Source organism: Salipaludibacillus neizhouensis, assembly GCF_002886185.1.
GTDB classification, from domain to species: Bacteria; Bacillota; Bacilli; order Bacillales; family Salisediminibacteriaceae; genus Salipaludibacillus; species Salipaludibacillus neizhouensis.
In genome coordinates this window covers 1,002,147-1,025,984 of record NZ_KZ614146.1, presented here as the reverse complement: position 1 = coordinate 1,025,984, position 23,838 = coordinate 1,002,147, and the positions used below count along the sequence as shown (strand labels likewise).

At 36.3% G+C, this 23,838-nt stretch carries 26 protein-coding genes; 7 read left to right on the top strand and 19 right to left on the bottom strand.

Annotated features, from left to right (window positions below; genetic code table 11):
• Positions 1 to 14: 14 nt before the first annotated feature.
• Together CEF18_RS04810 and CEF18_RS04805 are read right to left on the bottom strand one after the other, a co-directional pair.
• Complete coding sequence (locus CEF18_RS04810) at positions 15 to 1,019, bottom strand: sensor histidine kinase (protein WP_110935450.1); 1,005 nt, start codon at positions 1,017 to 1,019, stop codon at positions 15 to 17.
• A 1-nt stretch (position 1,020) separates the two neighbouring features.
• Positions 1,021 to 1,710, bottom strand: a complete 690-nt coding sequence (locus tag CEF18_RS04805) for a response regulator transcription factor (protein WP_110935449.1) — start codon at positions 1,708 to 1,710, stop codon at positions 1,021 to 1,023.
• A 460-nt stretch (positions 1,711 to 2,170) separates the two neighbouring features.
• On the opposite strand from CEF18_RS04805, the gene CEF18_RS04800 reads away from it, so the two are divergent.
• A complete protein-coding gene (locus tag CEF18_RS04800; protein WP_110937588.1) occupies positions 2,171 to 3,319 on the top strand; it encodes a chromate transporter in 1,149 nt (382 codons plus the stop codon).
• A gap of 310 nt (positions 3,320 to 3,629) precedes the next feature.
• On the opposite strand, the gene pepF is transcribed toward CEF18_RS04800, so the two are convergent.
• The 3 genes from pepF to CEF18_RS04785 form a co-directional block, all read right to left on the bottom strand.
• The gene (gene pepF, locus CEF18_RS04795) at positions 3,630 to 5,417 is read right to left on the bottom strand and encodes an oligoendopeptidase F (protein WP_110935448.1); all 1,788 of its coding nucleotides are present in this window, start codon (positions 5,415 to 5,417) and stop codon (positions 3,630 to 3,632) included.
• 81 nt (positions 5,418 to 5,498) lie between these two features.
• Positions 5,499 to 5,927 carry a DUF1801 domain-containing protein gene (locus tag CEF18_RS04790; RefSeq protein ID WP_110935447.1) on the bottom strand — a complete coding sequence of 143 codons (429 nt, stop codon included), beginning with the start codon at positions 5,925 to 5,927 and terminating at the stop codon, positions 5,499 to 5,501.
• A gap of 263 nt (positions 5,928 to 6,190) precedes the next feature.
• Complete coding sequence (locus tag CEF18_RS04785; protein WP_110935446.1) at positions 6,191 to 7,219, bottom strand: NADP-dependent oxidoreductase; 1,029 nt, start codon at positions 7,217 to 7,219, stop codon at positions 6,191 to 6,193.
• 223 nt (positions 7,220 to 7,442) lie between these two features.
• Here CEF18_RS04785 and CEF18_RS04780 point away from each other — a divergent pair, with 223 nt between their 5' ends.
• From CEF18_RS04780 to CEF18_RS04770, 3 genes are read left to right on the top strand one after another with little or no spacing between them, the layout of a single operon-like run.
• Positions 7,443 to 7,862 (top strand): Ohr family peroxiredoxin, encoded by a 420-nt coding sequence (locus CEF18_RS04780; RefSeq protein ID WP_110935445.1) that lies wholly within the window; start codon positions 7,443 to 7,445, stop codon positions 7,860 to 7,862.
• A 19-nt stretch (positions 7,863 to 7,881) separates the two neighbouring features.
• A complete protein-coding gene (locus CEF18_RS04775) occupies positions 7,882 to 8,319 on the top strand; it encodes a MarR family winged helix-turn-helix transcriptional regulator (protein WP_110935444.1) in 438 nt (145 codons plus the stop codon).
• Positions 8,320 to 8,352: 33 nt separating this feature from the next.
• A complete protein-coding gene (locus tag CEF18_RS04770; protein WP_110935443.1) occupies positions 8,353 to 8,823 on the top strand; it encodes a glutathione peroxidase in 471 nt (156 codons plus the stop codon).
• 320 nt (positions 8,824 to 9,143) lie between these two features.
• Here CEF18_RS04770 and CEF18_RS04765 read toward each other — a convergent pair whose 3' ends face one another.
• Positions 9,144 to 9,641: a CBO0543 family protein gene (locus CEF18_RS04765; protein ID WP_110935442.1), complete on the bottom strand. Its 498-nt coding sequence runs from the start codon at positions 9,639 to 9,641 to the stop codon at positions 9,144 to 9,146.
• Between the two features lie 161 nt (positions 9,642 to 9,802).
• Between CEF18_RS04765 and CEF18_RS04760 the strand changes: the two genes are divergently transcribed.
• The gene (locus tag CEF18_RS04760; RefSeq protein ID WP_110935441.1) at positions 9,803 to 10,366 is read left to right on the top strand and encodes a CBO0543 family protein; all 564 of its coding nucleotides are present in this window, start codon (positions 9,803 to 9,805) and stop codon (positions 10,364 to 10,366) included.
• Between the two features lie 420 nt (positions 10,367 to 10,786).
• On the opposite strand, the gene cls is transcribed toward CEF18_RS04760, so the two are convergent.
• From cls to CEF18_RS04720, 9 genes are all read right to left on the bottom strand, one after another.
• Positions 10,787 to 12,289 (bottom strand): cardiolipin synthase, encoded by a 1,503-nt coding sequence (gene cls / locus CEF18_RS04755; RefSeq protein WP_110935440.1) that lies wholly within the window; start codon positions 12,287 to 12,289, stop codon positions 10,787 to 10,789.
• 91 nt (positions 12,290 to 12,380) lie between these two features.
• A complete protein-coding gene (locus CEF18_RS04750) occupies positions 12,381 to 12,740 on the bottom strand; it encodes a DUF488 domain-containing protein (RefSeq protein WP_110935439.1) in 360 nt (119 codons plus the stop codon).
• A gap of 204 nt (positions 12,741 to 12,944) precedes the next feature.
• Positions 12,945 to 13,511, bottom strand: coding sequence for a CBO0543 family protein (locus tag CEF18_RS04745; RefSeq protein ID WP_110935438.1), 567 nt, complete (start codon positions 13,509 to 13,511; stop codon positions 12,945 to 12,947).
• Between the two features lie 107 nt (positions 13,512 to 13,618).
• The gene (locus tag CEF18_RS04740) at positions 13,619 to 14,035 is read right to left on the bottom strand and encodes a DUF3221 domain-containing protein (RefSeq protein ID WP_110935437.1); all 417 of its coding nucleotides are present in this window, start codon (positions 14,033 to 14,035) and stop codon (positions 13,619 to 13,621) included.
• A 198-nt stretch (positions 14,036 to 14,233) separates the two neighbouring features.
• Positions 14,234 to 14,899: a ThuA domain-containing protein gene (locus tag CEF18_RS04735; RefSeq protein ID WP_110935436.1), complete on the bottom strand. Its 666-nt coding sequence runs from the start codon at positions 14,897 to 14,899 to the stop codon at positions 14,234 to 14,236.
• Between the two features lie 29 nt (positions 14,900 to 14,928).
• On the bottom strand, positions 14,929 to 16,260 hold the full coding sequence (locus CEF18_RS04730) for a DUF4129 domain-containing protein (protein WP_110935435.1): 1,332 nt from the start codon (positions 16,258 to 16,260) through the stop codon (positions 14,929 to 14,931).
• Positions 16,260 to 16,880 (bottom strand): DUF58 domain-containing protein, encoded by a 621-nt coding sequence (locus CEF18_RS04725; protein ID WP_183041015.1) that lies wholly within the window; start codon positions 16,878 to 16,880, stop codon positions 16,260 to 16,262. The genes CEF18_RS04730 and CEF18_RS04725 overlap by 1 nt, the downstream gene beginning before the upstream one ends.
• Positions 16,877 to 17,380 carry a hypothetical protein gene (locus CEF18_RS25745; protein ID WP_120689041.1) on the bottom strand — a complete coding sequence of 168 codons (504 nt, stop codon included), beginning with the start codon at positions 17,378 to 17,380 and terminating at the stop codon, positions 16,877 to 16,879. The genes CEF18_RS04725 and CEF18_RS25745 overlap by 4 nt, the downstream gene beginning before the upstream one ends.
• 3 nt (positions 17,381 to 17,383) lie before the next feature.
• Positions 17,384 to 18,352 (bottom strand): AAA family ATPase, encoded by a 969-nt coding sequence (locus CEF18_RS04720; protein WP_110935433.1) that lies wholly within the window; start codon positions 18,350 to 18,352, stop codon positions 17,384 to 17,386.
• A 395-nt stretch (positions 18,353 to 18,747) separates the two neighbouring features.
• Between CEF18_RS04720 and CEF18_RS04715 the strand changes: the two genes are divergently transcribed.
• Both CEF18_RS04715 and CEF18_RS04710 read left to right on the top strand, forming a co-directional pair.
• Positions 18,748 to 19,401 (top strand): TraR/DksA C4-type zinc finger protein, encoded by a 654-nt coding sequence (locus CEF18_RS04715; RefSeq protein ID WP_110935432.1) that lies wholly within the window; start codon positions 18,748 to 18,750, stop codon positions 19,399 to 19,401.
• A gap of 147 nt (positions 19,402 to 19,548) precedes the next feature.
• Positions 19,549 to 19,647, top strand: coding sequence for a YjcZ family sporulation protein (locus tag CEF18_RS04710; protein WP_110935431.1), 99 nt, complete (start codon positions 19,549 to 19,551; stop codon positions 19,645 to 19,647).
• Positions 19,648 to 19,708: 61 nt separating this feature from the next.
• Here the strand turns inward: CEF18_RS04710 and CEF18_RS04705 are convergent, their stop codons facing one another.
• The 4 genes from CEF18_RS04705 to CEF18_RS04685 all read right to left on the bottom strand — a co-directional run bounded on the left by CEF18_RS04705 (position 19,709) and on the right by CEF18_RS04685 (position 23,755).
• The gene (locus CEF18_RS04705) at positions 19,709 to 20,407 is read right to left on the bottom strand and encodes a YetF domain-containing protein (RefSeq protein ID WP_110935430.1); all 699 of its coding nucleotides are present in this window, start codon (positions 20,405 to 20,407) and stop codon (positions 19,709 to 19,711) included.
• A 229-nt stretch (positions 20,408 to 20,636) separates the two neighbouring features.
• On the bottom strand, positions 20,637 to 21,152 hold the full coding sequence (locus tag CEF18_RS04700; protein WP_110935429.1) for a hypothetical protein: 516 nt from the start codon (positions 21,150 to 21,152) through the stop codon (positions 20,637 to 20,639).
• Between the two features lie 393 nt (positions 21,153 to 21,545).
• Entirely contained in the window at positions 21,546 to 22,787 is a 1,242-nt protein-coding gene (locus CEF18_RS04690; RefSeq protein WP_110935428.1) for a SulP family inorganic anion transporter, read from the bottom strand.
• A 356-nt stretch (positions 22,788 to 23,143) separates the two neighbouring features.
• Entirely contained in the window at positions 23,144 to 23,755 is a 612-nt protein-coding gene (locus tag CEF18_RS04685; RefSeq protein ID WP_110935427.1) for a DUF421 domain-containing protein, read from the bottom strand.
• Between the last annotated feature and the right edge of the window lie 83 nt (positions 23,756 to 23,838).

Below are 23,838 nucleotides of genomic sequence, written 5' to 3'. Positions count from 1 at the left end.
TCCGCGGAAAATTATTAAATGATTTGTTTATAAAATTTAATTTTAAATCGAGTCCCTCTACCTTTCTCACTAGTAACTTCAATGTCTCCCTGTTGACGTGTGATAATGCTGTAAGCCATCGCAAGTCCGATTCCAACACTATCATCTCCTGCATTTTTCCCTTTGTAAAACCGTTTAAAAATATAAGGAAGATCTTCCTTTGGTATACCAATCCCATTGTCTTCAATGATTATTTCTGTGAATAGTGCATTTTCTGAAAATGAAAGTTTAATCGTTCCGCCTTCTTGGCTGTGCTCGACACAATTTTTTAATATATTAATCACTGCCTCTGTCGTCCATTTTAGATCTCCAACGAAGAAAATCGTCTCGTCTTGATCGACATCCAATGTTTGTTGCTTGATATCCATCGGGATTAACACAGGTTCAATAGCTTTTTCAATCAGCGTTTGGACGGAAACGTTTTCTTTTTTAAATGGAGCAGTTCCTGCATCTATTTTTGACAGCTTCAATAAAGATGACACCAGCCATTCTATCCTTTCCAATTGGAGACGAATGTTATGTGTGAACTCTTCTCTCTTTGCTTCTTGGAGATTTGGATCACTTAATAAATCCGCCATCATCATCATCGATGTCAGTGGTGTTTTTAGCTGATGTGAAATATTGGAGATGGCGTTTGTTAACTTTATTTTATCCTCTTCTAATTTCGATCCTAGTTCCGAAAGCCTCAATGTCACCTTATATATATCATTTTTTAAAATGCTAAGTTCACCCTCTTGATTATCACGAATATCCAGGCTGTATTCACCATTACTAATGCGGTGTAAATAACTGGATAGTTTCTCTATTTCACGATAGCGCCAGCTTGTGAAACAAAGGCAGCAGGTGATTAGAAGAATAGACGTGATTAAGACGGTAACAGCTGCTGGTATTGATACAATTATCGTTGCTAAAATCGTTGCTAGCAAACTGATCACTAGCAGGATAAGAATAAGCCGTTGAATTTCTCTATTACGTAACATATTAATCACCTACCTTGTAACCCATCCCACGCACTGTTTTTATAAGGGTCGGGGTTTGCGGATGATCTTCAAGTTTATCCCGTAACCGTTTGATATAGACAGTAAGTGTATTATCGTTGACAAAGTCTCCGGCAACATCCCAAATTCGTTCTAAAAGTTGGTTTCTTGTAAGAACTTGTCCAATATGATTCGCAAAAATGAGTAAAAGTCGATATTCCAATGCTGTCATCAACACTTCCTCACCATGTTTATAGACTTTTCCCTCGAGCGTGTTAATTTGAATATTATCTATATCAATGATTGTTTTAGGTTGAGCGTGTATTTGCTTGTTGTAGCGACGTAACACCGACTTCATCCGTGATAGTAACTCTCTTATTCGGAAAGGCTTCGTAATGTAATCATCCGCTCCCATATCAAGCCCCATCACCACATTTACTTCATCATCGAATGCCGTTAAAAAAATGACCGGTATGTCACACTGCTTTTTGACTAACGCACACAAGTCATAACCACTGCCATCTGGTAACGACAAATCAAATAAACATAAATCAATCTCTGCCAATTGTTCACTGATTACTTTTTTCGCAGATGTAGCATTCGGACAAAGCAACGTTTCATAATTGTCCTGCTTCAGAGAATATTCTAATCCAGACGCAATCGTTTTGTCATCTTCTACCAATAAAATTTTCATTCTAACACCCTACCTTGGTTTCAATTCTCAACCAGTACTTTTTCTTTTATCATATTTGTTCCACAACCTTACGTCAAAGCAAATTCTAAATTCTAGTACCTTGAGAATCCTGGACCCTCCCACACATCATCCAATATATGGGGGGTCTGACCCCTTTTCCTCTCTTTACAGAAACTTTATATTTATTGTTTAAATTATCGTTGTTTGAACTCAGTGACTCTGATACTGTTAAAATGACCATTCCTGTCCATTGGTATTTTGCTCCAAGACATTGCTATAGAATATATCATTTTATGTTGAAGTCAGGAATAAAACTTTTGTATGATATAAAAAAAACGGCATAGCCGTCTTTTATTATTTTATAAATCTTATCTATTAAAAAAAGAACAGCAAAACAAAAGTAGGTGAATCTGTGCCAGATAAACTAGAGATTAAGCTGAAATCACTATTAGAAATACTTATGATATCCACTAGACTCGGGTTCACATCGTTTGGTGGTCCAATTGCTCATTTAGGTTATTTCCATGAAGAATACGTTCGTCGAAGAAAATGGATGGACGAAAAGAGTTACGCAGATTTAGTGGCCTTATGTCAATTCCTCCCTGGCCCAGCTAGCAGTCAAGTGGGCATTGGAATAGGAGTCATGAGAGCAGGCGTGTTAGGCGGAATCGTCTCATTTCTAGGTTTTACGCTTCCTTCCGTCGTTGCACTAATCATTTTTGCTCTTCTACTTCACAGTTTAGGATTTACAGATGCAGGATTGATTCAAGGATTAAAAATTGTCGCAGTCGTTGTTGTTGCACATGCCATTTTAGGGATGGCGAAAAACCTAACACCGGACGTTAAACGGAAAACAATCGCACTTTTTGCCATCGTAGTAACCTTATTGTGGCAAACTGCCTTTACACAAGTGGGTGTTATTTTACTAGCTGGATTACTAGGGTATCTTATGTATAAAAATCAGCCCATTGATGACAAAAAAGATGACGTTCATTTCCCTATATCCCATCGTTTCGCTTTCATTTCCTTAACGTTATTCTTTGGTTTTCTAATTGTATTACCGATTCTTAGAGAAATGACGAACATCAATTGGATAGCGATGTTTGATAGCTTTTACCGTTCTGGTGCTCTTGTTTTCGGTGGTGGGCACGTCGTCTTGCCGCTACTCGAACGAGAATTCGTTCCAACCGGATGGCTAACAGAAGAAGAATTCCTCGCGGGGTATGGAGTTGCTCAAGCTGTGCCAGGGCCATTGTTCACTTTTGCAGCATATATTGGTGCGATGATCAACGGATGGAAAGGCGGCATACTTGCTACGATTGCTATTTTCTTACCTGCTTTTCTCTTAATTTTAGGTACTTTACCATTTTGGAATTCGTTGCGAAAGAACCCAAAAATCAAAGCTGCTTTAATGGGTGTGAACGCAGCGGTTGTTGGAATATTAATTGCTACCCTTTATTCACCAATATGGACGAGTTCCATTTTGTCTGCGATAGATTTTGCCTTTGCAGCCATATTATTCAGCATGCTTGTGTTTTGGAAACTCCCACCATGGGTTATAGTTTTAACAGGAGCATTTGGCGGATTTCTAATATCTTCAATTATGTAAGAAAAACGCGTAGCGTCTTTTATTAAATACAGCGTGATCTTTAAAGCCACCCCGAGTAGCACCTACGTAATGCGTGTAGGTGCTACTCGAAAGGAGGCCGTCTTCCCTTGATGCGTGTGGCGTAAAGATAGCTGTCAACTTATTATTTCTTATCTTGTAAAAAGGAATGCGAAGGAAATTCCCTCGCATTCCTTTTTATTGATTTCTATAGCTATCACTCAACCACTTCATACCTTTTAGCCTGATAAATCCTTAGATACATAAAAACACCCTGTAGAAAGTGTCCAATCTACAGGGTGCCAATAACCATTTATAATTTTGAAAATTCATCTACTAACTCAGCGAAAAGGCTGAGTGCGTCTTTGATAGGTTCAGGACTTGTTAAGTCGACTCCAGTTTTCTTCAACAGTTCGATTGGATAATCCGAACTACCGCTTTTTAAAAATGCAAGATAGTTTTCAAGAACTTCTTCATCGCCGCTCAGAATCTTATTCGCTATAGATATGGCTGCTGCGAAGCCAGTTGCGTACTGATACACATAAAAAGGACGGTAAAAATGTGGGATTCTTGCCCAGCCATATTTTGATTCCTCCTGCATAACGAGTGCATCACCGTTATACTCCTGGAACAGTTTTTCATACAATTCACTGAATGCCTCCGCATTTAAAGACTCTCCGTTTTCCGCACGTTCGTGAGTTTTCATTTCAAATTCAGCGAACATAACTTGCGTGAAAAACGTTCCTTTAAACTGGTCCATAAAGTGATTTAATAAATATTTGCGGTACTCTTCACTTTTTGCGTTTTTTAATAAGTAATTGATTAACAGCACTTCATTTACTGTTGAAGCAACTTCTGCAACAAAAATCGTATAGCCTGCTGTAATTTGAGGTTGGTGTTTGTTTGAATAATGACTATGCATCGCGTGACCCATTTCATGTGCTAACGTAAATAAGCTATTTATATCATCCTGGTGATTTAATAATATAAATGGATGGATGCCGTATAGCCCTAAGTTAAAAGCTCCAGACCTTTTACCCGGAGTTTCCCGGACATCAATGTAACGGGCATTTTTCATTTCCTTCAAAACTTCTATATAGTCCTTTCCAAGTGGTGCAAGAGCATCTAACATAGTTTCATATGCTTCCTCGTATGGAATGTCTTCTTTAACACCGGTTACTAACGGTACCCCTAAATCGTATTGTTTTAACTCTTCGACACCTAAAGTTTCTTTGCGTAATTCCGTATACTGATACATTGATTTCAGATTATCTTTTGTTGTCTGAATAAGGTTCATGTATACTTCTTTCGGTATCTTTTTTCCAAATAATGATTTCTCCAAAGCAGAAGGATAGCTTCTAACTTTTGACAGAGTCACGTTATTTTTAATTGCCGAGGAAAGCGTCGATGCGATGGAATTTTTGAGCTGTACATAAGGCACATAATAAGCTTTGTAAGCTTCTTCCCTCTTACTGCGGTCCTCATCCTCCATCAATTTGGAGTACATACCGCGAGTAAGCTCTTTTTTATTGCCATCTTCATCTGTCACTTCGCCAAACTTAATATCCGCATTGTTGATCATTCCGAACGTGCGACTTGGAGAAGATAATGTTTCCCCCAATTGAGATAAAAGTTCTTCTTTTTCTTTGCTCAGAACATGCTCTTTATAACGAAAAGCATCGTACAAATCATCTTTAAAATAATCTAAGCGCGAATCTTCGCGTAGAAAGCTTTCAAGTGTACTCTTATCTAATCCTAAAAGGAACGGAGTAAAAAAGGACGTGGCCGCGCTGATTTTCACACCAAGTTGACTAGCTTTTTCCGTTAACGATTGCGCTAATGTTTCCCTTGTGTCGATATCACCGCTAAGTTTTGCAAATACAAATACTTTCCCAAACAATGACTCGACGATTTCCTCTTTGTGCAAATAGTCATAGAGATCATTGCCATCATCAATCTTCCCATCAAATTTATGTAGTTCTTCTGTTAGTTTTTCTATTTTATCGTAGTCCTGCTCCCATTCCTCAAGTGAAGGATAAATATCGTTTAAGTTCCACTTTTCCTTTTCCGGAACTTCCTGTCTTGAATTAAAAGCATTCATGTAAAAACTCCTCTCAAATAATATAGATTTAGACTCTCAAAAAAGGCTTTCAAGTTGCTTGAGACATGTAATCTTTCTTTTCTAAGCTTTATTTTTAGGATAGGTTTCATTCAAAAACGTGACAGATTGAGTAATTAGAGCTTTTAACACATCAACATCAATATCTGCAACCTTATTAATATAAACACACGCCTTCCCAGTTGTATGTTTTCCAAAATCCTTTAATAAATCCTCTCGTTGTGTATCTCCAGTTGCAAAATATAAACTAATTTTAGCTTTTCTAGGTGAAAAACCAACTAAAGGGGCATCTCCTTCATGCCCCGATTTATATTTATAATGATAGGCTCCAAATCCAATAATACTTTCTCCCCACATCTTTGCTTGGTAACCTGTTGCTTCCGTAAAAATATCCAACAGCCGGAAAGCATCTTCTTGTTTCGTTTTACTGTCGACTTTTTCAATAAACGCCAATACACTTTTATCGTTTTCTTTCGTTTTTAGCTCATACATACCGATTACCCCTTTTCTATACTAAGTTTAGTTTTGGAAAAGTGAATGTATACCAAGTATACTAGATTTTTCATAAAACGAAATGTTCATGCTTTTCCACTTACGCATTTCTCTTCGCTATCCGCGCATTTATGCGTCCTCTCGCTCATATATTTCCCTTACTTAGTGCGTTTCAACACTCAAGTTGCTCATGTAAGAAAATCATCAAAAAAGATGCGACAGAAGGCTAAAAGACCTTTGTCACATCCATCCATACCGTAAATTTATAGTTTTGCGAATTCAGGTTCCGCTACTTTTACTAATTGTTTGCCTATGTTCGTTCCTTTGAACAAGCCAAAGAACGCTTCAGGTGTATTTTCAAAACCGTCTACGATTGTCTCTTCATATTTCAATTTTCCTTCTGCCAGCCATTTAGCCAGCTGTACAGCACCTGTTGGGAAGTCTTGAGCATAATCCCCAAGTGTAAAACCTTTCATCATCGAGCTTGTTTTGATGAATTTCCATTGCATGCGAGGACCAATGTCTTCCCCTTCTGTATTATATGAGGAAATACTTCCGCACAAGGAAATTCTCGCTTGATTATTGAGTTGTTCAATAACAGCATCAGATACATCTCCTCCGACATTGTCAAAATAAACATCGACGCCGTTCGGTAACGCTTTCTCTAAATCTTCCTTAAAGCTATCTTTTTTATAATTGACTGCAGCATCAAAACCGAGTTCATTTAATAGATAATCTATTTTTTCATCAGAGCCTGCAATTCCGACTACTTTAGTTCCCTTGATCTTCGCAATTTGACCTACCACGGATCCGACTGCTCCAGCTGCACCGGAAACGACGACGGTTTCACCTGGCTGAGGTTGACCAATATCGAGCAAACCAAAATAAGCGGTTAAGCCTGTCAGACCTAGTATACCTAAAGTGGTTGTGATTGGTGCAACTGAGGGATCAACTTTCCGAACTGAATGTTCATTTGCTACATTATATTCCGCCCAATTAAGGTTGGCAGTAACAATATCTCCTTGTTTAAAAGAAGCAGAACGAGATTCTATAACTTCAGCAAGAACCCCACCTGTAATTGCTTCATTTAACTGGAACGGAGCTATATACGATTTTACATCTTTCATGCGACCTCGCATGTAAGGGTCAACGGATAGGTATAGTGTTTTCAACAAAACTTCATTTTCTTGAAGAGAAGAAAGTTCTTTTTCTCTAAATTCAAAATCTTCTTTTGAAGGCATGCCTTCGGGTCGATTGACCAAGTGAATTTCTTTTTGAGTAAATGGTTCCATAAAAATTCCTCCTTTTTGGATCTGTTCTTTTTGCTTTTCGCTGAGAAGCGTAACACTACATAAACAAATAGGTCAAAGAAACTGCATTGCCACATTAACCTGGTGTTTCAGGTAATAAAAGACGGCTATGCCGTTTTTCTTAGTGAGCCTTATAATTTACATCTTTCACGATATATCGTAACATAGATCGTGTAAGATATAAATGACTGGAGGAATACTACCAATGAGAACTTTATACGAAACGACAATTATTAACACGGGTGGAAGAGAAGGTATTGTATATTCAGAGGATCAAGAATTTCAATTGGAAGTAGCAAAACCAAAAGCTCTTGGAGGAAAAGTTACGACCGCTACCAATCCTGAGCAGTTATTTGCTGCTGGATATGGTGCATGCTTTAATAGTGCATTGGAATCCCTGTTGGAAGGTGATAAGATTGAAATTGAAAAAAGCGAAGTCAGAACAACAGTTTCTCTCGTTAGAGACACTGACAATGGCGGTTTAAAATTGGTGGTAAAACTAGAAGTTAGTATCGACGGAATTGATGAAGATCAAAAACATCAATATGTCGAAAAAGCTCACCATCATTGCCCTTATTCCAAAGCGGTCAAGGACTCCATCGACGTAGAGATTGTTGTAATATAACAAACCTAGGTGTGATGAAATGTATGAATCGTTAAAATTAGATCAGCAACTTTGCTTTGAAGTTTACAAAGCTTCTAGCAATTTCACGAAAATGTATTCACGAGTGCTTAGTCCTTTCAATCTTACGTTTTCTCAATATTTAGTGCTAGTTGTCTTATGGGAAGAAGATCATTTAGTAATGAAAGATATTGGGGATCGTCTTGGTCTAGGTATTGGAACACTCCATCCGATTATTAACCGGATGATTGCAAATGGACGACTTACAAAGGAGCAATCCACAAAAGACAAACGTGCCTCTGTTATCTCATTAACCGAATCAGCAAAAACTGATCACGGGTTAATAGAACAGGCCATTGTTGAAAAACTGACGAACTGCAACTTCATGGATGTGAGTCCAGTAACTTTAATGAAAAATTTAAAGAGTTTAAATTCATTTTTTCGAGCAATGGACTTGTGATACAGATAACCAAAGCAAAGGAGTGATATTTACATGAGTATTTATGACATTACTGTCACAAAATCGAATGGAGAATCCTATTCATTAAATGAATATAAAGGGAAAACAATGCTAATTGTTAATACTGCCTCGAAATGTGGTCTAAAAGATCAGTTTGATGATCTGGAGGAATTGTATAAGAGTTATAAAGACCAGGGATTTATTGTTCTTGGCTTCCCCTCGGACCAATTTGGACAGGAAGTTAATAATTCTGAAGAAGCTGAACAGTCGTGCCGGATGAGTTACGGTGTTACCTTTCCGATGCACAACTTGATCCAAGTTAATGGCAAAGATGCGGAACCATTATTTCGATACTTAACAGAAAATAGTAAGGGTTTTTTTGGTAAGAACATTAAATGGAACTTTACGAAGTTTCTGGTTGATAAAGAAGGTTCTCTTATCAAGAGATATGCTCCAAAGGACAAACCAAAATCATTTGAAAATGACATCATTAACGTTTTGTAGATTTTAAAAATAGGCTGTTTTCTAAAAAATTGTTGTTTAGTTAGAACTTGGAGGCGCTTGAATTTGCTGCAGGGTTATTTTCCGAGGACACTTCTTCAGCTTACTCGGTAAAGGACTTCATCTATTTTTTCCCGGTGAAGTCTCTCCACCTATTCCTTCTTCATGTTTTTTTCAAAAAAAGATTTTAGTTTACGTAAACACCCAAAAAATATCTCCAAGATAGATTACTTTGTCACCTCGCTTGGCACTGCAACTTTGTTTTTGAACATGTACAAGTCTTACCCCAAAACTATGTAGAATCTTTTACCAAAATGAAATCATTATCCCCATTCTTCATTCCTCCATAATTTTCTCTTTAAGAACCCTAACAGCACTCTTGAGTGCAGGGTGGCTAATGTTAATCCAAGAAAAGTATGAGATAACTTCCAACCTTTACTCCAAGTAATTAAATTGGTTTTCCTTACTGCCCAATATTCAACGACAATCATCGGAATAATAAAAGAAAAAAGCTTTACTAAAATGCCCAGAGGTTTATCTTTCATAGTCATTTGGTTAAAAAGTACCGTGATCGTTGGATAAACGAATAAATCAAATAAGACGTGGATCTTAAATACATTCGGAAATATACGTACTGGATATTTAACTATCTTACGATTTACAACAAACTTGTCCTTCAATACGTTAGTAGCAGCATTGTAAATATAAAGAAGTATCCACACTTTTATTGGTTTCTTACGCGTAATAATCGGTATTAACAGGATTAAATTAATAATGAAAATAGCAGATAAAAGATTTTTTTCAAATTTATGATTAAACAATGAAAGCACCCCTTTAAAAATTAGTGTGCTCTCAATACGGTAATTTAATATCATATATTTTGTGTTTTTTTAAATCATCGTTTGACTCCAGCTTCCGAAACACATATTGTTAAAAGATTTGGGGAATCTATACCAACAATACTAGAGAGGTGTGAGCCTAATTGGATAAAGAGCAACTTAAATCGTATAACGAAGTAAAATCCTTAAAAGAGCAACTAACCGGCTTAGAAACAGAGTATTGGCATTTATATTCTGGTTTGGCCACTTGGCAATTTTGGGTTATTTTACTGCTCTTTTTCATAGGGCCATTAGTGGCTTTGTATTTTTTAATCGATCGCAAAAAAATGCTTTTATTAGGTTTTTACGGTTTTAATATTCACGTCTGGTTTGGTTACTTTGATACTTGGGGAACGAGACAAGGTTTTTGGGGATATCCTTATGAACTGGTTCCTTTTTTCTCTGGGAACATATCTTTAGACGCTGCTTTTATGCCGATTTTATTTATGTTGGTCTATCAATGGACACTAAATAACAACAAAAACTTTTACCTGTATTCATTATTATTATCTCTGTTTTTGTCATTTATATTTAAACCGATATTAGTGATGCATGACTTTTTTCAGTTTCATCATGGTACTAATTATTTTCATTTGTTTTTAACATTTTTAGTCATATTTCCTTTCTCAAAATTAATTACGAATGTATTTGTAAAAATGCAGAAATAAGCAATCATATATCTTTTTTAAAACCACATAAATCCCCCCTCTTTGCGGACTTCTAGCATTTATATAATGCCTCCATTTAGATTTTATTCATTAAAATTCACGAAAATAATATGCCTTTCGATAATTCCATGCATAATTCCCAATTTTTAGCACACACTACCCGAAGAAAGGGAGTGAAAGCATTGAATAAGGGATTGAGGATGGCTTGCAGGATTTTTGTTCACATTGATAAAAAAGGATACGTATTCGATAAGTGTCTCAATTGGTATATTCTTCTCCAAAGAAATTATTCTATGTCATGCACATTTCAGTATTTTGGTGCAGTCGTATACTTAGTTTAATATGAGGTGCTGTCACTCCCCAACTAATAGGGGGCAGTTCCTTCCAAATTATGGCGGGTCTGACCCCTTGCAGTGTATCTTATAAAACTGGCGAGAAAAGTCGGGCAAAAGATTCTTTCATTTTTTCGAGAGCTCCTCGTTTCTCATAAGATGATCGATCTAAGAGGTCACTATCCAGCAAATCCTCTTTAAAATGTTCGAGGAGATCTTTCACGCTCTCCGTTTCATAAAGAAATGCGTTTACTTCGAAATTCAGATGCATGCTTCTCAGGTCAAGATTTGCTGTCCCAACCGATGCAAACTGTTCATCAATAATAATAACTTTTTCATGCAGGAAGCCTTTTTTATATTTATAGATCTCAATATTATCCGCCAACATTTCGGAAAAATAGGAACTTGTTGCGTATTTTGCTAAACCGCTATCACTTATTTCCGGGACTAATATTTTTACATCAATCCCTTTCGAGCTTGCCATGGACAATGCTGTTCGAATCGCTTTATTAGGCACGAGATATGGGGTTGTTATTAAAATTGATTTTTTGGCAGAAGTCAAAAGTTCAAAATATAAATCACTCATAATATCTTCCCTAGGTGCGTCAGGACCACTCGGTAAAATTTGAACTCCTCCTTGACTATATTCCTCGAAGTTTGTCTCAAAATACCTCGAGTCTTGTAATGTATCTCCAGAAACGAAAGCCCAATCTAATAAAAATATTTCTTGAAGTGTTTTAATAGCTTCTCCACGAATGAGAAGATGAGTATCTCTCCAAAAGCCAAGTTCGGGGTCTTTTCCTAGATATTCATCACCAACATTTAATCCACCAACAAACCCTTTTTCCCCATCGACAACGATAATTTTTCGATGATTTCGGAAATTGAGTTTTTGGTTAAAAAATGAAAACTTAACCGGTAAAAACTTGTAAAATTCTATCTTCGCTTCCATCATTTGAGCTAATACTTCCTTAGATATTGAACTTCCTACTGCATCATAAATAAAGCGAATCTCAACGCCATTCTTAGCTTTGTCACATAATAAGTCAACGATTTCTTGACTAATTTTATCGGATCGAAATGTAAAATATTCTACGTGAATGTACCTATTAGCATGCTTTATAGCATCTTTTATAGCTGGAAATGTTTCATCGCCATTCTTTAAAACTTGCGACGACGTATGAAAGCTAATTTGATTATTACTAAATTTCTCAATTAGCTGAGACAAACTTTTCTGCGTTTCTGTAAGGTTGTCCCATTGGGAAGAATTTTTAAATACTTTCCTGCTTTTTATTTCTTCATTAGCTTGCATTCTTTTGTTTCGAAATAGATGTCCTCTCACTTCTAGTTGTCCTGAATAGACAAAGAAAATATACCCGAATATGGGAATGAAAAAGAGCACAAACATCCATAGCAGAGTTCGGTAGGAAGATCGTTTTTCCAATACCAATCTATATAAAATAGAACCAAGGGTAATTAGATAAACGATGAGTGAGAGGAATCTCATACTGCTTGAGTTACCTGAGAAAACAAAAATAAAGAATGACATTACTAGAAGAAAAAACAGTATCAATTGCCGGTTACGCTTCATCTGTTCTCCTCACTTAATTCTGATTTTATATCGTATTCTAATCACTTTTACCCTTGTGGTTTTCTTATGAAGTCTCTGCATATCTATTGTTTTATTGCCTGTCAACTATTTCTTTGATCACTTTTGCTTGATTATTTTGTTCATCTTTTGCTGCGAATACGAGAGTTATATTTTTGTTGTGCTTCTTTGTTAATTCTTTTAATTTTTTAAGTTCTTCCTGTTGCTCCCCATCTTCAAGCTCTTGTTTATATTTCTTTTTGAATTCATTATACTTATCAGGGTCATGTCCTAACCATTTTCGTAAGTCGCTGGAAGGTCCTATTTCTTTCATCCAGTAATCTAGCTTTGCATCTTCCTTAGACACCCCTCTTGGCCAAACACGATCTACTAAAACTCTGACGCCATCCTTTTTATTTGCTTCTTCATAAATTCGTTTCGTTTGAACTGGCATAAAATATCACTCCTGTAGGCAGAACTATATTTTATCCATTCCCAAATAAATATCGTTTAAACACTTTTATCGATCAAATATTGAAGTATGATATCACCTTTCACTCTTTTCACAGTTTCCATCTTTACTTCTTTTCCCCGAAACGTAATTCCCCAATAGAAAAAAGGCTCGGTACTAACGAGAGCCAATAATTTCATACTTATTTTATCGATAATTCGTATGTGACGTTGACAATATAATAAAAATATTTGTAATTATTTTTGCGCCATAAATGACAAACAAATAAGCTGATAGCAATACAAACCAAATCGTATATAGCTGAAATAAGTTTAACGAGACCATGATTGGCTTTAAGATAAATGTAAATCCTAATGCCGACAGCGTTCCGTACAACCAATAGTTCTTATTCTTATTTAAACACCATTGATATAGAAAAATAAAATAAACGGGAATTAAAGATGCATCTAGACTTATACTCCCAGGTAACTGAGGAAAGACAACGTGAGGATAATCCCACCACAATTTCCTGATACCTAAAGCATCAATGTAAGCTGCTAATATATGCACAGAGTACCCGAAAAAACATAATTGGAATATCTTACTTTTATCTATTCCTATAATTAAAATAATTAACGGAATAATTAGGATTGCTAAAACTGCCCAAAATTCCCAAGTCCCGAAGTTTGAAAACTTCTGCCAATAATCGGTATATGTATTTTCAAGCTCTGACATTAAACGGTGTATATGTTCAAAGTGTTCTTGTTGACTCATTGCTGCCTCTCTCCTTCCTAGTTATAGTATTTAACTAAGAAGTTGTTCTTATCCAATTCCTCCAACAATTTTCAATAATCGGGCAAATCAAAACCCATCATACCCGACTACTTTGCATCATCGGGTATGATGTTAATTTGCTTCGCAGTTGCTTGAACTGGAAAAGATTCTTTCACATCACCTTGAAAAAAGACGTTCACATACATATCCATTGTTAAATCTTCAAAACTTGAAAGCTCATTTTTATAAATTTTAGTATCCGATGTAATAGTGACTAGAGCTTCGGTATACGTAGCACCATTTTCCTCAGAACCTTCGACTAGAATGGATCCAAGGATAGATTCATCCTCACTAACAGTAATTTCAACTATACGCCCAGCAACACCATACTCCACAAACTGGCTGTCCTCTGAGGCAGAGTTTTGGTTAGTGGTTGATGGAGATTGATCCTCACTAGCTCCGCATCCACCTATAGTCAAAACTAAGAAAAGAAATGAAAATAGTATACTTAACTTTTTAAACATACAGATCCCGCCCTTCGACTTATATAAGAAAAACGCGTAGCGTCTTTTATTATAAATTATCTTGTTAATATAGACGGTAAATTAACTGAAAAGTTTCAATTATGGGATACGATTAACCTTAAAAATTCGTGAATCTATATTTGAGTTCAGCCAACCCTAATTCCGGGTATTTGTACGATAATTTGATAAATAACCTTTTTACGATGAGATTTTTCTAGCACACCATTTTAATGAGTTCACCATCATTTTTTGAAAAGCTGGGTGTAACAATCCTTCTTCAAGATGAGCAGGGGCTATACACATGACGCGCCCATTTCCGTACTCGTGAGCCCAGGCTGCAATTGAATCCCCATCAACAGAACGCGATCTTAGTAACACATTCGTATTTTCTTCTTCACAATCTACCATGTAATGTTCATCTAAAAATTTGAATGTATTATCTTTAACAATGAAGTCCGAGCCTGGTTCGGCAATATACTCGACAATTTGATGTGCACCATGATATTTGAACTGACCACGCAGCATGGAAATATATTCGGTCACATTTTCATATTTAGCCATGCCAGAGTGCCAGGCTATCCAACCACCTCCATTTTCTACATACTTAGTAATTGCGGAAGCAGTGTCTTTATCCATCCAAATAGTTACAATATCATCTTCTGGGTTTAATCGATTTTCCTTGAATAAAATGACCACATCAGGTTTTTTGTTCAGATCTTCAATCAGTTCATTCGGAGAAATATACTTTATTTCTACTCCCCCAATTTCTTCATTTAACATTTGAACAGTGTTTTCCGATGCTTTAAAAGAAACCTTTTCATTATGATAATAGTCACCCAAAACAGCCGTAATTTTTAAAGACATGATAGACGTACCTCCTAGTGATTTGTCATTCATTCGTTATCTTTCAATACTTTTTTTTGAAAAATCCTTTCAAACTCTTTGTCACTTACTTCCACCTCTCCATACCTTATTTTAGCGTATACCTCGGCTAAATCCTGCTCTGAAAAATCTGCTAAATGTCGCTCTTCAGATAGGAGTTCTTGAAGTGTTTCAAAGGGTGTAGCATCCTTACGGAATTGATACCCATTTTTTATTTCCATTTTCAAGGACTGACGATATAGGAATCGGATTTTCTCTCTTCGTGAAGGGAAATCATCCATTGTTAGCTCTTTTTTAAAAGGTGTACTCACCCAATCTAACCATTTTTCTTTGTTTTCTTTCCTCCATGCACGCCAATCTCGAATGCTCATTTTCTCGTCTACATAGGCAAGCTCTTCCTCATTCTTATCACTTGATCCTCCTAATTTCGTTATGGTTGCTAAAAGCCACTTTGTCATAGCCAAAATATGTTTTCGAAAAGCTTTATATATCATAATTAAGAGGAATAGAATACCAATTATTACAATTACTCCAACAATATATGTCACAATTATTTCGAGTATCTCGAAAAAACGATACGTTTTCGCATTTTCTTCTCCTATTCCCATATCTGGCATACTGCGATCATCCTGTTGAGGGGGTGGCACTTCCTCTTCAGAAGCTGACGGTATAATAGAAGCGATGAAAGCAATTATTCGAGAAAAAAAAGCTTCTACGTAGTGGGCACTAGTAATTAAAAAAGCAAGCCCGACCAATATACTCACAGCGATTCGATTTCTAACACGAACAACCTTTGCAACATAGGGTCTTTTTTCATTTGATAGCATTATTTCTTGTAAGTATTGTTGATTTCCTTGAAAGAGCGTAAATAAAACTAGAATGACGCCGGACCAGGTGAGGAACGTTTGATAAGGAGCAAGATCTGCCATTTCACGATAAAAAAAGAAGGCGAAAAAGTAGATAAAAAATCCACTGAGTAAATAGTACACTGAAAATGGATCACCTATTTCTTCTCTTCCGTATACTATTCCCCGCATAATCATGACCATCACAAATAATCCGGTTAGGATAAAAGCAAGCATGTTTATCGTCAATAACATTGCGACTAAAATACTGATTATGACTGATAAGAAAACATACTTGGCCCTTCGTTTCTTTGGAATGACCCACTCCAACACAATACCGGCAAGAAACATGAAAAGAATTACACTCAACCAAGCGAACATATTTCCGTGATCAATGAAAGCCGTCCATACATATATAATCAACGGTAAAGCTACAATCACTTCCATGATTCCTAACAGCCATTTTTTCACAAACAGTTGGATAGTATTCCGCTCCATTAAAGCGTTCCCCTTTCCGCACCAATCGCCCTGTTAACCTCAGTCATCCATAGATAATCAACCGTATTCCCTTTTCGTTGGAGCAAACGAACGTTTTTCTCTATTTTAACGCTCGAGAAAGCGCTAATAAAAAGATAATCTGTTTTCGTTTGATTGTGATCTAAATCTTCCTTTAAAAACTGATGAAACGGCATGCTTCGATCTATTTTCAGCTTAGCCATTGTTTTTAAAATCTGATTAAAATGAATTTTTCCCGTCCTCGGTTCTATGCGAACGGATTTTTTTCGTACATCTTTCGTTTCACCAGGCACATACAAATACCCATTACAACCAAAGCCGGTTGGAATCCCTTTCGATGTCGTATAATTAGCGATGGAAGCAGCATAGGAAATCGCTTTTTCGATGAGGTCTGTCTCATTTACAGGAAGACGGATGTCCTCATCATAGTCAAAATTAACATAAATCATTAATCGGTAATCGGCCGCGAAGTCTTTCTTGTTTACTTGCATCGTTTGGGCACGAGCAGAAGCATTCCAATTAACAGAGCGAAGGGGGTCCCCCGCTTCGTACTCCCTTACACCAGCATTGATAAAAGGATCCTCAACAATCCACCGTTTCACAAAAAAATCACCCTGCATTTGATGGGAAGGAATGGGAAGCTCCTTGAATGGTAGGATTTTCGGATAAACGAGGAGCGAACTTTCTGCTTGTACTTTTCATACTTTTTAATGAGTCCCACTAAATCTCCACTCGTTACTTGCGATTCTTGGAAATGAAAAAATCCTCGTCTTAAACAAGTCACTTCATGGGTTCGGATAATCTTTTGATATGGCATTAAACTAAATAAACTGCTTAAAAATTCGTCGCTCTCAACGTTAAGATTTTGTTGTTTTTTAAAAACAAGGCTTGGATCCATCCTTGATGCTAAACGAACCCATGGAACCGGAAGAATCTTATCATTTTCAATCATTTCTTTTAACTCGACTTTTTCACCCGCAAATACTGCAGGCTTGCTGAAAAAACGCTTGTAGCTGATATTTTTTAAAACAAAATTTGAAAAAATAACGCATTGCAGAGCGATAAGTACGAATACTGTAAAAATGAATGTATGTAGAGCCATCGATTACTTGACACCTTTCAGTAACTCTTCCTCTGAAGGGACTGGAATATGTTTGATAATCTCGTCTAGAAGTTCATGCTCGTATCCCTGCTTTAATTGACTCATTTGATCAATGACGAGTCGGTGAGCCAGAACTGGTTTGATTAACGCTTTAATATCATCTGGCAATACAAAACTACGCCCCTGTAAAATAGCATGTACTTGTACCGCCTTCAGCAAGGCTTGACTACCGCGGGGACTGACCCCTAACTCAATCTCCTCGTGATTCCGCGTTGCTTCCACAATTTGAATGATGTAATCCAGCAAATCATCGGAAACATGGACACTTGAGTACAAATCTTGTGCAGCTCTTATTTCTTCTTGAGAAGCTACAGCTTTGATTCCTTCCAAAGGATTTCCTTGCTTAAATCTTTTTAAAATCGCGATCCCCTCTTCTTTCGATGGATAACCCATTTCAATTTTCATTAAAAAACGATCCAGTTGTGCTTCTGGTAATGGAAAGGTACCTTGACTTTCTACAGGATTCTGGGTAGCTATCACCATAAAAGGTTTTGTTAAAGAATGTGTTTCTCCGTCAATACTTACTTGCCGTTCTTCCATACATTCAAGCAAACTGGACTGGGTTCGGGGAGTAGCCCGATTAATCTCATCCGCTAATAAAATATTTGTAAAAATTGGTCCTTCGCGAAACTCAAATTCTCCCTGCTTCTGATTAAAAAAATGAATTCCGGTAACATCGGAAGGTAACAAATCAGGTGTAAATTGAATTCGCTTAAACTTTCCGGAAATAGACTGAGAAAGCGAGTTAGCCAGAATTGTCTTCCCCATACCAGGAACATCATCCAACAAAACGTGGCTTGAGGAAAGCAGTGCGATCACTAATTGATCAATAACCATTTCCTTGCCAATAATGACGGTTTGAACATTTTTTTTAATTCTAATTGCCAAAGATTGAATGTCTGTGATTTCCATGTAAAAACTCCTTTTTAAGAGTAATAGAATAATAGATTGTAGAAAACAATAAAAACGTTTTCATTTCATCATAGTATAGCATAAAAATTCCAGTATTTAGAGAAGGGGAATTTAATTTTTCCCTAACTCTCCCTGCATCACGGTTTTATCTACAGGTGTAAGATGAGTTTATTATTCACCTTAAAAATTGTATTTATTCCGGTAAAATTTAGATCAAGAAAAGTTGTTTTTTACTTTTTTCTGTCTTTTAACAATCTAATTCTTTTCAATGCCTAAACTTTAAATGGTACTTTTCTCTAGTTAATTAACAAAAGATTATTGTGCTAACACAAGAAAGAAAGGAAAAACTAATGATGAGTTAAGCACTCACAATTTGAAAAAGAAAGGAAAATTAGATGGAAAAATATAGCCACTTAAAGTCAGAATTAGAAAAAGAACAAACCAATTTGAACAAACGCTTGAAGGAATTTGATGATTTAGGACTCGCGCACGGTTTTGCATCAAGTGTTTCTTCGGGTGAGTTATCCCAATACGACAACCACCCTGCTGACAGTGGAACAGCGTTATATGAAAGAGAAAAGGATATTGCACTTCATGAACATATCGTTTTACAACTTAAAGATATTAAACGTTCTTTAGATAAGTTCGATAATGGAACTTACGGGATATGTGAAACAACTGGAGAATTAATCCCTGTTGAACGTTTGGAAGCCAATCCCACTGCACGAACAAAAGTCGAATTTGTTGAATCAAATATGAATAACTCCAGACCGGTGGAAGAAGAGGTACTTGAAGGATTCGAAAAATATAATTTTGATGACGCTGACGATGAGACACAATTTGATGCCGAAGATTCTTGGCAGTCAGTAGCCAGGTTCAATGAACTTCCAATGGTTTTTGAAGATTCTTCCCTTGTAGATAATGAAGAACTCATTGGCGGGGTAGAAGAAATTGAAGCATTTTTATCAACAGGTATTAATGGATACGAAGGTGACGATAGTGTTCAATTTCACAGAAATGTCCATTATGATCATTATTTAAACGAATAGTATTTGCTAAGCAAGTGCAAAGGGGCTCACCCTTTGCACTTTTCTGTACTTAAGAGCCTATTTTGAAAACACAGACGGATAACCATAACAAATATTTCTAACAAACATAAGCTAAACTATCCTCTAGTATAAAGGAGGTGTTATTATATGGGTGCATATGCAGGTGGATACGCAGGAGCTGGCTTTGCTTTGATTGTAGTTCTATTTATTTTATTGATCATTGTTGGTGCTGGTGGTTATGTCTAAAATCAACGAAAAATAAAGGGCTGATTTTGTCTGCCCTTTATTTTCTTATTTTCTGTATTAATTAGCTTTTTAAGTCATCGTCTTTTTTGTCGATATAAAGTGTCCCATCCTGTTGGACTTCTCCATAGAATACTTCGGACAAATCTTGAATCCCTTCTTGATCTAATTGTTGCTGCAACCATTCTTCATTAAGGTTTAACCTGGAAAGATTGTTTGTATTAATAATTCCGTCAGAAATAACTTCCGTAGATGTGGGGTAGAGCGAGATGTTCTTCAAAATACTTAAATCACCTTTTGTAATCACCTGCTTTTCATGTTTCTTCATGACAGAAAGTTTGCCACTCGTTTCAAAAAAAGCATAATCAACATCTTTTACAGAAAATACGCTGCTGTCCCTTAACAAGGAATTCAGGGAATCCATATCTAAACGAGTGTTTCGGAGGGCGTCCTCCATAATGTTTCCTTCTTTGATCACAATAATCGGTTCCCCAGTTGTTAGTTTCCGTGCTTTTTTTGATTTGATGTCAATGTATCCAAATATTAGAGTAAAAGCGCCCCATCCAGCTAAGGCAATCACACCATTACGAATACTAAAATTTGAATTTGTTGCTAATGTTGCAGCTATCGAGCCAATGGCAATTGCAGAAGCAAAATTAAAAAATGTCATCTGACTAATTTCTTTTCTGCTCATAATTCTAGTAAGCACAAATAAAACGATATAAGCTATTATCAGTCTTATTAAAAGTTCAGAGAGTGCCATTTCAAAATCAACCTTCCTTGTCTCATTATATGAATTTGCATATTTTAGATAGTAGGTTTATTTTATCCGTAATCTAAAAAATTTATGAGAAATTTGCTAAGAATAAACTTCTAGGCAACTCGTGTCATCCTCGAATTCCGGTTGAAATATAAATAAAGCTGTCGAGATTTGTCTCAACAGCTAAAGAATTATCACTTTAATTTTTATCATTTAGTCCTGTACCATAGTCTCAAACTAGATGTTTAAAATGTTCAATGATCTTATTTTGTTGATCTTCAGTGCCTTTCACCGAGATAGACCACTCATTTTCTTCCACAAAATAATTAACGTAATTTAAATAGGTTGCTTGTTGAATCGCCATTTCAAAATGAACTTGCTTTACATTTTCATTTTTCATCATTAAAGCGGAGTTAAAATTAGTTCTGGCCATTGAATTGGCAGTAGCTTGAAGTTCTAATGAGATACGTTTTGTTAATTCATTGCCAGTTGAATCCGTTGCCGTTGATAAATCTAACTCTTCTTCTAAATTTTCATTTGGTAGATTAACCCACTCTTCTTTTTGTGGTAGCAGTAATTCCAACATGACTTGTATATGAACTTTGAGCATTTCCCGTTGTACTGTTATTAATTTCATTAAAAATTTATCTAACGTGGCTTCTAAATAAACATCCAGTTTTCCAAGGAGACCTTCATGTGTAGCGAGGTGTTCATTCATAAGACCGATATCAATCACTGGTAATCGCATTTAAATCCACCTTTCGTAACAACTTTTGGAGTTATACATATTCACAAGCACGAGAAAGGTGTTCGAGTAATTCCATCGAAATGATACTTGGTTGATCAATCATGGAATAGTGACTTGCATTAGGTATGATCTTAAAAACGGATTGCGGGACATGCTGATGCAGCAGTAAACCCCAATAAGGAACTAAATAGCGGTCATGCTACCCAACGTTTAGTTTTCTTTCATGCACTATCTCTCATCTCCTATACAACTTAGGCCTCGATGTAATTTATTCACAAATCTTCCCAATTTGCTTGTCAAGGACAAAAAAAATAGACCCTTGTACAGGATCTAAACAAACCGACTCTGCTAGAAAGAATGAGAGAACCCTTGTACCTTAGCATTAAATCAAGATCATCTCACATTCAACTTGACAACTTTCCCGGCATACATAAGTACAAAAAAACATAAACCAATCAAAAATCCTTTTTCAATACCATATAATAGAGAAGTTAAAAAGGTAATCATCAGTGTCATTCCTGTACTTCTATTTTCCAGAAAAGCTTCTTTCATGTATTTAAAATCAATTAAACTGTAAACAGCGACTATAATTATCGAGGCTAGCGCCGCCTCTGGTAAAAAATAAAATAACGGCGACAAAAATAAAATAATCAATAAAACCAAACATGCCGTAATAACAGATGCCATCCTTGATTTAGCACCAGCTTGGTGATTAACCGCTGATCGGGATACACCACCGGCTACTGGGTAGCCAGAGAAAAAAGCACTTGCTATATTCGCTGAGCCTAGAGCTGTAATTTCCCGATTAGGATTAACGGTATATCCTTCTTTTTCAGCAATTAATTTTGCCATTGCTATGGATTCAACAAAGCCGATAACTGCTATCGTACAGGCAATTGGGAAGAGAGTCTTTATCATCTCAAGGTTAAGTACAGGCATTGTCAAGCTTGGTAAACTGCTTGGGATTTCTCCCACAATAGATACATTCTGTTCGGATAAATTCAAATAATATACTGCGCATATACTCGCTACTATTACTACTAACTGAGCAGGAAATCTTGGAAAATTGTTTCTGAGAAATATGAGCAGTGTAATACAGCTTAAACTAATGATTAACGTAGGCAAATTAACTTCATCCAATTTTGTACCTAGTTCTTTTAATGAGGAAAACAAATTACTGCTACTCTTAATTTGAATATTTAAAAGGTGGGGAAGTTGGCTGAAACCAATAATAATTGCAGCAGATGAAATAAACCCACTTACTACGGAGTGCGGTAATTTCATAAATAGATGTCCTAGCTTTAATGCACCCATGGCTAATTGTATGATCCCTGATAGGAAGGAAAGCAACAAAACTAACGAGAAATATTCTGCTGTTCCTGGTGTTTCAATCAGAGACGCTCCAGAGAAAACTAACAAGGAAACGATAGCTACCGGTCCGACAGAAACATGACGCGAAGATGCCATCAATGCATAGATCATCATGGGAATTGTCGCACTATATAACCCGATAATCGGTGGTAACCCTGCAATCATCGCATAGGCCATACTTTGGGGTATAATCATAATTGCTACAATCACACCTGCATTTAAATCTCCTTTAAAATCTTCTAATTTATACATATTTGCGTTCATTCAGCAACCACCCACCCATCCTAGCCTGTATAGCTTGTATACTAAAATTAAATGCAATAATAGTATATTTTTCAGCTCTTAGAGTATGTCCACTCCCTAAAAATGATGGTGGTTTTAATGTAGACACTGAGGTGGCATCTATGCGAAGTATGTAACTAAAATAGTTTTTAGAAACAATCATCTAAAGTTGGGGCTACGAGTGTCACTAAATGAGGTCCTTAGTGACACTTAGATTATGTTGTCATAATGAATATCTCTAAACAATGAGGAACGTGACACTCAGAATAATCTGATCTGGTGAGTGTCACTAAGTGTAAATTTAATGGGGACTTTTTCATATCTTACTAAACCCAAAACTATTTCAAATCATCTGGTACATACTTTACATTTTTCCCTGTAGATACTTCTTTAAATATATTATCCGGTTTTTCCGGCTGGACAACCTGTTCATAGACAGCGGGAATTGGCATTTTCTTTTCGATCAGTTCTATCACCGTTTGGATGTCCTTCTTTGTTGCACACTGTAACTCGGGTTTTAGCATATAGCCGATTTCGCCATTGGTTTCAACCGTTGCCCAAAGTACATCTTCCATTCGCTGAATATTTTTTTGTCTGAGGCGCATTTCTAACTTATCCACCGGTAACCGAAGTCTCTTTAAATTCTCTTTCTTTATATTGCCATTCTCAACGATTACAACCGCATGTCCACTAAAAAAACGTTCCATTTTATCAGATTTCAGTTGGACAAATTCGACAACGATAAGAGTGAATATCAGTAAAGAACAAATGAGAAAGGTAATCCAAATACTTTTTTCACTAACAGGTTGAATTAGTAACGTTCCAATAGAAATCATAATAACTGTTTGCGCCACAGTCATCTGAGAAATCGATTTTCGTCCAGCAATCCTTAAAATAATTGATCCAAACAAAATGATAAGGATACCTTTCCAAATCCAATGAAACTCCATTTCTGGCACCTCTCTTCCTAAAAGGTTTATACTTGTAGAATGTACCAATTAGAAAAGAGTATTCATGAGAATGATGCAAGAAA